The sequence below is a fragment of the Microbacterium thalassium genome (assembly GCF_014208045.1).
GTDB lineage: Bacteria > Actinomycetota > Actinomycetes > Actinomycetales > Microbacteriaceae > Microbacterium > Microbacterium thalassium.
In genome coordinates this window covers 407,630-420,914 of record NZ_JACHML010000001.1, presented here as the reverse complement: position 1 = coordinate 420,914, position 13,285 = coordinate 407,630, and the positions used below count along the sequence as shown (strand labels likewise).

Sequence of the window (13,285 nt, the reverse complement as noted above, 5' to 3'; positions counted from 1 at the left end):
ACGCCGCATCGAGAGGCTCGGGGCGAGCGTGTCGTCCCGGATCCCCGCCGTTCCGGACATCGAGGGTCCGTGCGGTGAGCGCGACGAGGCAAGCTGGAGGCATGCGCGAACTCGACGAGGTCGCACCCGGGGTGCTGGTGGCCACCAGCCGCGAGCAGCAGACCACCTCCACCGTGCTCGTCGCGGGCGGCGACGCGCTGCTGATCGATCCGTCCTGGACGCCCGACGAGCTGGACGGGCTCGCCGCAGAGCTGCAGTCCCGCGGTATCCGGGTCGTCGGCGGATTCTCGACGCACGCCCATCACGACCACCTGCTGTGGCACCCGGGCTTCGGCAGCGTGCCGAGGTGGGCGTCGCCCGCCGCCGCTCGCCAGGCGCGCCGGGAGCGCCAGACCGCCATCGCCGCGCTGGGACCCGGCTTTCCGGATCGGCTCGTCGACCTCGTGGGGCTCGTGCGGCCCGTCGGCGCGGAGCTGCCGCGCGCCTCCGTTCCCCGGGGGTTCCATCCGCGCCTGATCATCCACGACGGTCACGCCCCGGGGCATACCGCGCTGTGGCTGCCCGAGCAGCGGGTGCTGATCGCGGGGGACATGCTCAGCGACGTGGAGCTGCCGCTGCCGTTCGAGCCCGACGACATCCCGTCGTATCTCGAGGGCCTCGATCTGCTGGCGGATGCCGCCGCCCGCGCCGCCGTGGTGATCCCGGGGCACGGCAGCCCCGGTCCCGACGCCCTCGCCCGCCTCGAGGCCGACCGGGCCTACCTGGACGACGTGCTGAACGCGAGGCCGTCATCCGACCCCCGACTCGGGAACCCCGGCATGGACGACGTCGACGAGAGCGTGCGCCGGATCGCGGCCGGCCGGCGGAGGACGTAGGGCCTAGCCCGTCGTGCGTCCCGCGCGGCGGGCCGTCTGTCGCCCGGGGCGACGACACCCGTAGGCTGAGGATCGGACGACGACGTCCGGAAGGGTTCGAGGATGAGTCCGAGCAACATCGAGATCGCGCAGGCGGCGCACCTGCATCCCATCACCGAGATCGCCGAGGGACTCGGCATTCCGGACGAGAGCATCGAGCCGTACGGCCGGCACAAGGCCAAGGTCGCGCTCGATTACCTCGCCGGAATCACCGACCGCCCGCGCGGCAAGCTCGTGCTCGTCACGGCCGTCTCGCCGACCCCGGCGGGCGAGGGCAAGACGACCACCACGGTGGGCCTGGGCGATGCCCTGAACCGCGTCGGCGAACGCGCCATGATCTGCCTGCGCGAGCCCGCCCTCGGGCCGGTGTTCGGCATGAAAGGCGGCGCCGCCGGCGGCGGTCATGCGCAGGTCGTGCCGATGGAGGACATCAACCTGCACTTCACCGGAGACTTCGCCGCGATCGGCGTCGCGACGAATCTGCTCGCGGCGCTCATCGACAACCACATCCACCACGGCAACGAGCTCGGCATCGATCTGCGGCGCGTGACGTGGCGGCGCGTGCTGGACGTCAACGACCGGGCGCTGCGCGATGTCGCGATCGGCCTGGGCGGACCGGGCAACGGCTACCCGCGAGAGAGCGGGTTCGACATCGTCGTTGCCAGCGAGGTCATGGCGGTGTTCTGCCTCGCGACGGACCTCGCCGACCTCAAGGAGCGGCTCGGCGAGATCGTCGTCGGGTACACGCGCGACCGGCATCCGGTGCGGGCGCGAGACCTCGACGCGCACGGCTCGATGACGGCGGTTCTGCGCGACGCGCTCGCGCCCAATCTCGTGCAGACGCTCGAGCACACGCCCGCGTTCGTCCACGGCGGGCCGTTCGCGAACATCGCGCACGGCTGCAACTCCCTCATCGCGACCTCGTCGGCGCTGCACCTGGCCGACTACGTCGTCACCGAGGCGGGCTTCGGCGCCGACCTCGGGGCCGAGAAGTTCGTCGACATCCTGTGCCGCGAGTCGGGACTGCGCCCCGACGCCGCCGTCATCGTCGCGACGGTCCGGGCGATGAAGTACCACGGCGGCGTCAACGTCCCGGATCTGGCCGACGAGAACATCGCGGCGGTCCGCAAAGGCTGCGCCAACGTGCGCCGCCACCTCACGACGGTGCGCGAGACGTTCGGGATCCCGGCGGTCGTCGCCATCAACCATCGCGCGGAGGACACGGATGCCGAGGTCGCGGCGCTCGTGGACGAAGTGGCGGCCGCGGGCGGGCGCGCCGTCGTGGCGCGGCACTTCGCCGAAGGCGGCGCGGGCGCGGAGGAGCTCGCGCGCGCCGTGGTGGAGCTGTGCGACGAGCCGAGCGAGCTGAGCTTCACGTATCCCGACGAGGCGCCGCTGTGGGACAAGATGCGGGCGATCGCGACGCGCGTGTACGGCGCATCCGACATCACGGCTCCGACCTCGGTCCGAAACCAGATCCGGCGGCTGCAGGAGGACGGCTACGGCGGCCTGCCCGTGTGCGTGGCGAAGACCCAGTACTCCTTCTCGACGGATGCGAAGCTGCGCGGCGCCCCGTCGGGCCACGTCGTCGACATCCGCGAGGTCCGGCTGTCGGCCGGGGCCGGGTTCGTCGTGATGATCTGCGGCGACATCATGACCATGCCGGGTCTGCCCGCGGTGCCGGCGGCGGCCTCGATCGACGTCGACGAGGACGGGCGCATCGTCGGGCTGTTCTGAGGGCCGAGGCCGGGGAACCGGGCCGCGGCCGCGGTGCTGCGGTCGGCATCCGGACGGCCCCGGGTCGTCCTGCTCACTCCGCGCCGAGGTCGAGCACCCAGTTGTTGTACGTGACGTCCTGCCCCCGCCACGGCCCCGACGACGTGCCCCGCAGCTCGAACCCGGCGCGCCGGCACATCGCGTTCGACGCCGCGTTCGCCGGCCACGGGAAGGCCACCAGCAGCCGGCGGTCACCGGCTGCGGTGACCCGCTCCACGAGGTGCCGCAGCGCCTCGGTCGCCACGCCGCGTCCCTGCCACGCCGGCTCGACGCTCCATCCGGCCTCGTAGGCGGGCTCGCCGTCGAACTCGATCGGCCAGTAGCCGATGCCGCCGACGGTGTGCCCGTCCACGTCGATGCGGAACATGTGCGATGCGCCCGTCTCGCGGTCGCGCAGGTAGCGCTCGTGCCGCGCGCGCACCTGTTCGTCGGTCTCGGGGCCGCCGAGGTGCCGCGTCATCTCCGGGGTGTTGGCGCGCTCGAGCACGCCCAGATCGTGCGGGCTCCAGGGGACGAGCGACACCTCCATGCGCCCATCCTGCGCGGGCAGTCCGTGCTCGGCAACCGCCCAGCCGCCGAGCGCCTGTCGGGAACGCACAACACGCCCGGCGAACGCGTCGCCGCGCAGTTGTGCATCCCACACAACCGCTTTGGAACGATGTTGTGGGAGTCCTACCTTCAGAACGACTTCCCCGTCCATCACAGCGAAAGGTGATGTGCATGACCGACGCCGCCGTCCGTTCCCCGAAGCCGTCCACGAGCAAGCGCACGCCCGCCGGCGGCGCTCCCGTCGCCCCGCATACCGCGGAAGAGGCATCCGAGCCCCGCATCGACCGCGATGCGGTCACCGACCTGCTCCTCGGCACGTGGGCCGAGACCCGCCGCGAAGCGCGCGAGATGGTCAAGGACCCGGCCTTCTGGCGCGTCGAGGGGATGCCGATGCCCGAGCACCGCGAGCGCGTGCTGGCACAGCTGCGCCTGCTCGTCGAGAACGGCGCGTCGGGACGCGCGTACCCCGTGGAGTACGGCGGCAAGAACAACAACGGTGCGAACCTCGCCGGCTTCCAGGAGGTCGTCCTCGCCGACCCGAGCCTGCAGATCAAGTCGGGTGTGCAGTGGGGCCTGTTCGGCTCGGCCATCCAGCAGCTGGGTACGAAGAAGCACCACGACGCCTGGCTGCGCGACGTCATGACGCTCGATCTTCCCGGAGCGTTCGCCATGACCGAGACCGGGCACGGATCGGATGTCGCCGCCATCGGCACGACCGCGACGTACGACCCCGAGACCGAGGAGTTCGTCATCCACACCCCGTTCCGGGGCGCCTGGAAGGACTACCTCGGCAACGCCGCTCTGCACGGAAAGGCGGCGACGGTGTTCGCGCAGCTGATCACCGGCGGCGTCAACTACGGCGTGCACTGCTTCTTCGTGCCGCTGCGCGACGACGAGGGGAACTTCCTCCCCGGCATCGGCGGCGAAGACGACGGCGTCAAGGGCGGGCTCAACGGCATCGACAACGGCCGCCTGCACTTCGACCACGTCCGCGTGCCGCGCTTCAATATGCTCGACCGCTACGGGCAGGTCGCCGCCGACGGGACCTACACGTCCGAGATCGACAGCCCCGGCCGCCGCTTCTTCACGATGCTCGGCGCTCTCGTGCAGGGCCGCGTGTCGCTCGACGGCGCCGCGACCACCGGCACCGCGCTGGCGCTGCACATCGCGACCACCTACGCCAACCAGCGCCGCCAGTTCGACTCGGGCGCCGGCACCGATGAGGTCGTGCTGCTGGACTACGGCAAGCACCAGCGGCGCCTGCTGCCCCTGATCGCCCAGAACTACGCGCAGTTCTTCGCGCACGACGAGCTGCTGCGCAAGTTCGACGGCGTCTTCAGCGGCGAGCACGACACGCCTCAGGAGCGCGAGGACCTCGAGACCCTCGCGGCCGCGCTCAAGCCCCTGTCGACGTGGAACGCGCTGTCGACCATCCAGGAGTGCCGCGAGGCGTGCGGCGGTGCCGGCTTCCTCGCCGAGAACCGTCTGGTGGGCCTGCACCAGGACCTCGACGTGTACGTCACCTTCGAAGGCGACAACAACGTGCTGCTGCAGCTGGTCGGCAAGCGCCTGCTCAGCGACTACGCCAAGCAGTTCAAGGGGGCGGATGCCGCCAAGCTCGCCCGCTTCGCCGTCGGGCAGACCGCGGGCAAGGTCTTCCACGGCGCCGGGCTGCGCCAGCTCGGCCAGGCCGTCGCCGACTTCGGCTCGACCGCCCGCTCGGTCGAGCTGGGCCTGCGCGCCGACCAGCAGCACGAGCTGCTCGCCGGCCGCGTCGAGCAGATGGTCGCCGACGTCGCCGCCGCTCTGCGACCGGCATCCAAGCTCGATGCCGCCGAGGCCGCCGCGCTGTTCAACGCGCACCAGGCCGAGCTCATCGAGGCCGCTCGCGCCCACGGTGAGCTGCTGCAGTGGGAGGCCTTCTCGGACGGCGTCAACGCCGTGCAGGACGAGGGCACGAAGCGCGTGCTGACGTGGCTGCGCGACCTGTTCGGGCTGCACCTGATCGAGAAGCACCTCGCGTGGCACCTGATCAACGGGCGCCTGTCGACGCAGCGCGCGGCATCCGTCTCGCGCTACATCGACCGCCTGTGCCTGCGGCTGCGTCCGCACGCGCAGGACCTCGTCGACGCCTACGGCTTCGCGCCCGAGCACGTGCGCGCCCCCATCGCGTCGGGCGCCGAGCAGGCCCGTCAGGACGAGGCGCGCGCGTACTACGACGCGCTCGCGGCCTCGGGCGACGCTCCCGTGTCGGAGAAGTCGCTCAAGAAGAAGAAGTAGCGCTCAGGCGATCTTCTCGCCGCAGAGGCCGCACACGCCGCTCGCCGCGACCTCGACGAAGCAGTTCGGGCACACCGCCCGGGGCTTCTCGGGGGCTGGCGTCCGGCGCGGTGCGGCGGTGCGGCGCTCGGCGGCCGGGCGCGATGCCGACCGGGAGCGGCCCGTGCTCGCCGCGGTGACCGTCGGAGCCGGCGGCGCGGCGACCGCGGGCCGGTGCTCGAGGCAGTAGAAGCGCACGTAGCCGTCGTGGTTCTTGGGGTGGCGGTGCTTGACCGCCCACAGCTCGGTGCGCGGCCGGGGATCCGCACCCGTGCCGCAGATGAAGCAGTTGGCGTCCTCGCCCGGCATGACCTCCGACAGCAGCGTCGGGGTCTCGAACGGGAGGGAGCTGCGCCAATCCGACGACGAGACGATCTTCATGGCGGTGCTCCTTCTGGCCCGCGGGGGAATCGGGCCTCTTCTACGTTAGGCGACGCGGGTGAACAGCGGGTGCCGGTCCGGGGGGGGGGGGGCGATGTCGGGCGCTGCGTCTACGCTGGCGGAGATGAGCGCCGATGTGATCGCGGGCCCCGACGGCACCGACCGGTGCGCGTGGGTCGGCGACGATGCCGAGTACCGCCGGTACCACGACGAGGAGTGGGGACGACCCCTGCACGGCGACCGCGCGCTGTTCGAGAAGATGAGCCTCGAGGGGTTCCAGGCCGGGCTGTCGTGGATCACGATCCTGCGCAAGCGCCCGCGGTTCCGCGACGTCTTCGACGGATTCGACCCCGGGGCGGTGGCCGGATACGGCGACGAGGACGTCGAACGGCTGATGGCGGATGCCGGCATCGTGCGCAATCGCGCGAAGATCGAGGCGACCATCTCCAACGCGCGGATCGTCGTCGACATGGACGCCGGTGAGCTGGACGCGCTGCTGTGGTCGTTCGCACCGGCATCCGCACGCCCGCGCCCGGCGTCGTTCGCGGACGTACCGGCGACGACCGCCGAATCGGATGCCCTGAGCAAGGCGCTGAAGAAGCGGGGCTTCCGCTTCGTCGGCTCGACGACGATGTACGCGCTCATGCAGTCCGCGGGGATGGTCGACGACCATGTCGCCGGCTGCTGGCGGGCGCGCTGAGCGAGCATGATCCGACAAGCGCGGTGTCGCCGGCGTGCGCGAGACTGAGCAGGCACGAATCGAGCAAGGAGCACCGCATGCCCGAGGCCACCGTCGGCCCCATCGCCGACTCGCACGAGGTCATCCGCGTCGTCGGCGCCCGCGTGAACAACCTGAAGGACGTCTCGGTCGAGATCCCCAAGCGCCGACTCACCGTCTTCACCGGGGTCAGCGGGTCGGGCAAGTCCTCGCTCGTGTTCGACACGATCGCGGCGGAGTCGCAGCGCCTCATCAACGAGACCTACTCGACGTTCGTGCAGCAGTTCATGGGCTCGCTCGCGCGGCCCGAGGTCGACGCGCTCGAGAACCTCAGCCCCGCGATCCTCGTCGACCAGGAGCGCATGGGCGCGAACGCCCGCTCGACGGTCGGCACCGTCACCGACGTCCACGCGATGCTCCGGATGCTGTTCAGCCGGCTCGGTCAGCCCCATATCGGCTCGCCGCAGGCGTTCTCGTTCAACGTTCCGTCGGTGAGCGGGTCGGGGGCGATCACGCTTGCGAGCGGCAAGAAGGAGAAGCGGTCGTTCTCGGTCACCGGCGGCATGTGCCCGAGATGCGAGGGGCTCGGCGAGGTCAGCGACATCGACCTGGACGAGCTTTTCGACCGCACGAAGTCCCTCGCGGACGGCGCCATCACGATCCCCGGCTACACCGCCGACGGCTGGATGGTGAAGGCGTACACCGAGTCGGGCTTCGTCGACCCCGCCACACCCATCGCCCAGTACACCGAGCAGGAGCTCGCGGACTTCCTCTACAAGGAGCCGACGAAGGTCAAGGTCGCCGGCATCAACATGACCTACGAGGGGCTCGTCCCCAAGATCACGAAGTCGATGCTGCAGAAGGACCGCGACGCGCTGCAGCCGCACATCCGCGCGTTCGTCGAGCGGGCCGTGAAGTTCACCGCGTGCCCGGACTGCGACGGCACGCGCCTGAGCGAGGCGGCGCGCTCGACGAAGATCGGCGGCGTCAGCATCGCGGATGCCGCGAAGATGCAGATCACCGACCTCGCCGCGTGGCTGCGCACCGTGGACGACCCGTCGGTTGCTCCGCTCGTGGCGGGCCTGCAGCAGACGATCGACTCCTTTGTCGAGATCGGGCTCGGCTATCTGTCGCTCGACCGGTCCAGCGGCACGCTGTCGGGCGGCGAGGCGCAGCGGACCAAGATGATCCGTCACCTCGGGTCGAGCCTCACCGACATCACCTACGTGTTCGACGAGCCGACCGCGGGGCTGCATCCGCACGACATCGAGCGCATGAACGAGCTGCTCGTGCGCCTGCGCGACAAGGGCAACACGGTGCTCGTGGTCGAGCACAAGCCCGAGGTGATCCGCATCGCCGACCACGTCGTCGACCTGGGGCCGGGGGCGGGCTCCGCGGGCGGTGAGATCACGTTCGAGGGCGATGTCGCGGGCCTCACGGCATCCGACACCGCCACCGGGCGCCACTTCGGCCACCGCGCGCGGCTGAAGCCCGATGTGCGCGCGCCGAAGAGCGCGATCGAGATCCGCGGCGCCGCGCAGCACAACCTGAAGGACGTCGACGTCGACCTGCCGCTCGGTGTGCTCACGGTCGTCACGGGGGTCGCCGGCTCGGGCAAGTCCTCGCTCATCCACGGAAACGTGCTGGGCACCGACGGCGTCGTGGTCGTCGACCAGTCCCAGATCAAGGGCTCGCGACGCAGCAATCCGGCCACCTACACGGGCCTGCTCGATGTCATCCGGTCGGCCTTCGCGAAGGCGAACGGCGTCAAGCCGGCCCTGTTCAGCGCCAACTCGCAGGGCGCGTGCCCGGTCTGCAAGGGGCTCGGCGTCATCATCACCGAACTCGGCTTCACCTCGACCGTCGAGACGACGTGCGAGATCTGCGAGGGCTCCGGCTTCTCCGACGAGGTGCTCGAGTACACGCTGAACGACCGCAACATCCACGAGGTCATGCAGATGTCGGTGGCCGAGGCATCCGACTTCTTCGCGTCGTCCAAGCCGGCGCGCGCGATCCTCGACCGCCTCGTCGACGTCGGGCTGGCGTACATCAAGCTCGGGCAGGCGCTGAGCACGCTGTCGGGCGGCGAGCGGCAGCGGCTCAAGCTCGCCATCTCGATGGCCAAGAAGGGGGCGGTCTACGTCCTCGACGAGCCGACGACGGGCCTGCATCTCGCCGACGTCGACAACCTGCTCGGGATGCTCGACCGCCTCGTCGACGCCGGCAACAGCGTCATCGTCATCGAGCACCACCAGGCCGTGATGGCGCACGCCGACTGGATCATCGACCTCGGGCCGGGGGCCGGCCACGACGGCGGCACGGTGGTGTTCGAGGGGACGCCGTCAGACCTCGTCGCCGACGCCGACACGCTCACGGCGCGGCACCTGCGCGAGTACGTCGGCGGCTGATCCCGCCGGCCCGGTCGACGCTCCTATGGATGTCAAGCGGGGTGTTCGAGGAGTCGGTAGAGGTCCCGGGCGATGTAGCGCTTGAGGCAGCGGATGATCTCGCGGCGTGATCGTCCTTGGCTGGTGCGGCGGTCGGCGTAGGCGCGAGTGCGCTCGTCGTAGCGCAGCCTCGATAGCGCGATCACGTGCAGGGCCCGGTTGAGTTGCCTGTCGCCGTGGCGGTTGAGTCGGTGTCGATGGGTGACTTGACCGCTGGTCGCCGGGATCGGGGCGACGCCGCCGAGCATCGCGAATGCGGCTTCGGAGTGGATGCGGCCGGGATGTGACCATGCGCAGAGGACTGTTGCGGCGACGATCGGTCCGATCCCGGGCTGGTCGAGCAGGTCGGGGCGCATCGTTCGGACGATGCGGAGGATCTCCTTCTCGTGTGCTGCGGCCTCGGCAGTGAGCTCGAGTGCGCGGCGCGCCAGAGATCGCAGCACGGTGACCGTGGTGCGGGTCTCCAGGTCCCAGGACGGGCTCAGCCGCAGCTTCGCGGCGGTGCGAAGCATCGCGGGCAGCTTCATGCCCCGGAACTTGACCCGGATCGGCTCGGGTGCGGCGATGACGAGACTGAAGACCTGTCGCTGCGCATCGGTAGATGACGCGACCGCGGAGCGGCGGGCCGCGAGCAGTACCGACAGTGCCTGGCGGTCGCCTGGGGAACGTGGTGTTCCGAGCCGGGGCCGGGACAGCGCCTCGCGCGCGGCGCGGATCGCGTCCAAAGGGTCGGATTTCGCCCCGTGGCGGCGCTGCGCGCGTTCGGGTCGATCCAGCTCGACGACCACCTCTCTTGACCGCTCGAGGTGACGGGCGAGACCGGCGCCGTGCCCACCGGTCCCTTCGATCGCCCAGGCCCGCAGCGTGCTGTGCTCGTCGGCGAAATCGACCAGCTCTGCGTATCCGGTCGCGGTCGCGTCGACGGTGAGCTGGGCGATCACCCCGCCCGTGCCGGCATCGACGATCGCGGCGGTGTGGGTGAGGACGTGCGTATCGACGCCGATGACGACGTCGAGCAGATCGGTCAGACTGTTCATGCGTTCTTCTCCTTGCCAGGACGGGACGTGGATCCCGGTCCGGGTTGGAGAATCGGCAGGACTGTGACGGGACACGAAGAGCGCGCCAACGCTCGACGGTCAAGCTCCTGATCAGGCCAGTCACTCCACTCGGGCCGGGGCCGGCGACCCCGAGCGGACAAGTCGCGCGAAAGGCACGAAGCCAGTCAGGCCAAGGGTCACGCTCGAAGCCACCGACCACAGCCCAGCACCGTCAGGCTGCGAACGCCATCCTCACAGTCAGGCCTCGGGCTCGGCGTCGACCAGGTGGGCGGCGCCGTGGTTGATGACCTTCACCATCACGCCGCGCCGCTGGAGCGCGGCCAGCGTGCGCGTCTCCTCGTCGGTGTCGCGGCCGAGGGCGTGGACGTTCGCCACGGCGAGCACGTCACCGCGGGTCAGGGTGCCGAACAGTCGCACGAGGCGGTCCTCCCACGACTCCAGCGTCTCGGGGGCCGGATGCCGGAACCCCTCGATCGGCACGCCGAACCGCGTCAGCGCGTCGCGCTGGGCGACGATCGACGGCATGTCCTCACGCGAGACGACGAGTCCGACCAGGCGCGAGCCGGCCGGGCGGGCGAGCCACCAGTTGCGGTCGGACTGCAGCTCGGTGAAGCACTCCGGGCACGCGGCGGCCGTATGCGGGTGCGCCGCGGCCACGGCATCCGTCGTCCCTGCGCTGTCGGTCATATTCGCTCCCTCGTCGCTCCCATTCTCGCGCATCGCGCGAGCGCTCACGCGCGGGTCCCGGCACGGGTCAGAGCACGCCGAGGGCGGCGACCGCGTCGCGCTCGGCGGCGAGCTCGGCCACCGACACCTCGAAGCGGGCGCGGGCGCGCTCGTCCATCGCGAGTCCCTCGACCACGCGGTAGCCCGAGCCGTCCGAGGTCGCCGGGAACGAGCACACGAGGCCCTCCGGCACGCCGTACTCGCCTTGCGAGGGCAGGGCGACCGAGGTCCAGCCGTCCTCGGGAGCGCGGCCCAGCATCCAGTCGCGCACGTGGTCGATGGTCGCGTTCGCCGCGGATGCGACGGACGACGAGCCGCGCACCTCGATGATCTCGGCGCCTCGGCGCGCGACGCGCGGCACGAAGTCCTCGTCGAGCCACGCGGTCGCAGCCCCCTCGGAGCCGAGCCGCTCGGTGAGCGCGTCCATCACGGGGCGGCCGGCCACGGTCGCGTGGGCGACGTCGGGGAACTGGGTCGCGGAGTGATTGCCCCAGATCGCCACGTCGCGGATGTCTGCGGCCTCCGCGTCGAGCATCGCCGTCAGCTGCCCGACGGCGCGGTTGTGGTCGAGCCGCGTGAGCGCCGTGAAGCGGCCGGCGGGGATGTCGGGGGCCGATGCCGCGGCGATCAGCGCGTTCGTGTTCGCCGGGTTGCCCACCACGACGGCGCGCACATCGTCGGCGGCGTGGGCCTGGATCGCAGCGCCCTGCGGGCCGAAGATGCCGGCGTTGGCGGCGAGCAGGTCGGCGCGCTCCATGCCCGGGCCGCGGGGACGCGACCCGACGAGCAGCGCGATGCTGCAGCCGTCGAAGGCCGTTCCCGGGTCGTCGGTGATCTCGACGTCCCGGAGCAGCGGGAAGGCGCAGTCCTGCAGCTCGAGCGCCGCGCCCTCGGCCGAGCGCATGCCCTGCGGGATCTCCAGCAGCCGCAGGCGTACGGGGCGATCGCCCAGCATGTCTCCGGCCGCGATGCGGAACAGCAGCGCGTACCCGATCTGGCCGCCGGCCCCGGTGATGGTCACGGTGAGTGGTGCCCGGTCCATGGCCACGAGCCTAGACCCGCTCCGCCGCAGGCGGTGAACGGGGTCGCCCGAGCGCCTGAGCGGTGGATCGCCGCACGCAGAGTAGCGTGTGGGAATGACGTTCGAGACGAACGCCTGCGTCGGGGGGTCGAGGGCACGGCGCCGAAGTGCACGTGTCGCAGCCTGCGTCGCGCGAGGCATTCCGGGGGGAAGCCTGTGAATCCACAGCTCGAAGAGATCCTGTATCCGCCGATCGAGCCGTACGAGACCGGTGAGCTGCTGGTCGGCGACGGCCACCGGATGTACTGGGAGCAGTGCGGCAATCCCGAGGGCAAGCCCGTGGTGTTCCTCCACGGCGGCCCCGGGGCGGGCTGCTCGCCGTGGCACCGGCGCTTCTTCGACCCCGAGAAGTACCGCATCATCCTGTTCGATCAGCGCGGATGCGGACGCTCGACGCCCCACATGAGTCAGCCCGAGGCGGACCTGCGCCACATCACGACGTGGCATCTGGTCGCCGACATGGAGCTGCTGCGCCGCAACTTCGGCATCGACACGTGGCAGGTGTTCGGCGGATCGTGGGGGAGCGCGCTCGCGCTCGCGTATTCCCAGTCGCACCCGGACGCGGTGAGCGAGATCGTGCTGCGCGGCATCTTCACGCTGCGCCGCCACGAGCTGGAGTGGTTCTACGAGGGCGGCGCGTCGGCGATCTTCCCCGACCTGTGGGAGGACTACATCGCCCCGATCCCGGTGCTCGAGCGCAACCGCATGATCGAGGCGTACCACCGTCGGCTCGGCGACCCCGACCCGGCCGTGCACGTCCCGGCGGCCGTCGCCTGGACGCGGTGGGAGGCCGCGACCCTCACGCTGCTGCCCGACGAGGAGCTCGTGGCGGGCATGACGGAGGATGCCGCCGCGACGGCGTTCGCGCGCATCGAGAACCATTTCTTCGTGCACGGCGGGTGGTTCGAGCCCGATCAGCTCGTGAACGGGGCGACGGCGCTGAAGGAGATCCCCGGCGTCATCGTCCAGGGCCGCTACGACGTGTGCACGCCCATGATGACGGCGTGGGACCTGCACCGCGCGTGGCCCGAGGCGGAGTTCGTCGTGGTGCCGGATGCCTCGCACGCGGCATCCGAGCCCGGCATCGCCCGCGCCCTGCGCGAGGCCACCGACCGCTTCGCCGCCGACTGACGCGCGCCCCGATCGCCCCGAGACGCGGGGCATCCGCTGAGACCCGGGGCACCCGCTGAGACACGGCGGATTCGGGGCGGGTCTCGACGAGAATCCGTGGTCTCAGGGAGAAACCCGTGCCTCGCCGTGCGGGGCGGATCGCCGGGACAGCGGATGCACAGCCGCGCGCTGATAGCCTGGAGTCA

General features: G+C 71.0%; 11 protein-coding genes. 6 read left to right on the top strand and 5 right to left on the bottom strand.

Annotation, left to right across the window (positions count from 1 at the left end):
* Window positions 1–101: 101 nt before the first annotated feature.
* Both HD594_RS01905 and HD594_RS01900 read left to right on the top strand, forming a co-directional pair.
* Window positions 102–875, top strand: coding sequence for an MBL fold metallo-hydrolase (locus HD594_RS01905; RefSeq protein ID WP_184749327.1), 774 nt, complete (start codon window positions 102–104; stop codon window positions 873–875).
* Window positions 876–977: 102 nt separating this feature from the next.
* Window positions 978–2,651, top strand: a complete 1,674-nt coding sequence (locus tag HD594_RS01900) for a formate--tetrahydrofolate ligase (protein ID WP_184749326.1) — start codon at window positions 978–980, stop codon at window positions 2,649–2,651.
* Between the two features lie 73 nt (window positions 2,652–2,724).
* Here the strand turns inward: HD594_RS01900 and HD594_RS01895 are convergent, their stop codons facing one another.
* The gene (locus HD594_RS01895; RefSeq protein WP_184749325.1) at window positions 2,725–3,219 is read right to left on the bottom strand and encodes a GNAT family N-acetyltransferase; all 495 of its coding nucleotides are present in this window, start codon (window positions 3,217–3,219) and stop codon (window positions 2,725–2,727) included.
* A gap of 191 nt (window positions 3,220–3,410) precedes the next feature.
* Here HD594_RS01895 and HD594_RS01890 point away from each other — a divergent pair, with 191 nt between their 5' ends.
* On the top strand, window positions 3,411–5,519 hold the full coding sequence (locus tag HD594_RS01890; protein WP_184749324.1) for an acyl-CoA dehydrogenase family protein: 2,109 nt from the start codon (window positions 3,411–3,413) through the stop codon (window positions 5,517–5,519).
* A gap of 3 nt (window positions 5,520–5,522) precedes the next feature.
* Here HD594_RS01890 and HD594_RS01885 read toward each other — a convergent pair whose 3' ends face one another.
* Complete coding sequence (locus tag HD594_RS01885) at window positions 5,523–5,939, bottom strand: glucose-6-phosphate dehydrogenase (protein ID WP_184749323.1); 417 nt, start codon at window positions 5,937–5,939, stop codon at window positions 5,523–5,525.
* 124 nt (window positions 5,940–6,063) lie between these two features.
* Here HD594_RS01885 and HD594_RS01880 point away from each other — a divergent pair, with 124 nt between their 5' ends.
* Together HD594_RS01880 and HD594_RS01875 are read left to right on the top strand one after the other, a co-directional pair.
* Window positions 6,064–6,639 carry a DNA-3-methyladenine glycosylase I gene (locus tag HD594_RS01880; RefSeq protein WP_184749322.1) on the top strand — a complete coding sequence of 192 codons (576 nt, stop codon included), beginning with the start codon at window positions 6,064–6,066 and terminating at the stop codon, window positions 6,637–6,639.
* A 77-nt stretch (window positions 6,640–6,716) separates the two neighbouring features.
* Window positions 6,717–9,065 (top strand): ATP-binding cassette domain-containing protein, encoded by a 2,349-nt coding sequence (locus tag HD594_RS01875; RefSeq protein WP_184749321.1) that lies wholly within the window; start codon window positions 6,717–6,719, stop codon window positions 9,063–9,065.
* Between the two features lie 32 nt (window positions 9,066–9,097).
* Here the strand turns inward: HD594_RS01875 and HD594_RS01870 are convergent, their stop codons facing one another.
* The 3 genes from HD594_RS01870 to HD594_RS01860 form a co-directional block, all read right to left on the bottom strand.
* Window positions 9,098–10,141, bottom strand: coding sequence for an IS110 family RNA-guided transposase (locus tag HD594_RS01870; protein ID WP_184749320.1), 1,044 nt, complete (start codon window positions 10,139–10,141; stop codon window positions 9,098–9,100).
* A gap of 258 nt (window positions 10,142–10,399) precedes the next feature.
* A complete protein-coding gene (locus HD594_RS01865) occupies window positions 10,400–10,849 on the bottom strand; it encodes a recombinase family protein (RefSeq protein ID WP_184749319.1) in 450 nt (149 codons plus the stop codon).
* A 67-nt stretch (window positions 10,850–10,916) separates the two neighbouring features.
* The gene (locus HD594_RS01860; RefSeq protein ID WP_184749318.1) at window positions 10,917–11,930 is read right to left on the bottom strand and encodes a malate dehydrogenase; all 1,014 of its coding nucleotides are present in this window, start codon (window positions 11,928–11,930) and stop codon (window positions 10,917–10,919) included.
* Window positions 11,931–12,125: 195 nt separating this feature from the next.
* On the opposite strand from HD594_RS01860, the gene pip reads away from it, so the two are divergent.
* On the top strand, window positions 12,126–13,100 hold the full coding sequence (gene pip, locus HD594_RS01855) for a prolyl aminopeptidase (RefSeq protein ID WP_184749317.1): 975 nt from the start codon (window positions 12,126–12,128) through the stop codon (window positions 13,098–13,100).
* Window positions 13,101–13,285: the final 185 nt, after the last annotated feature.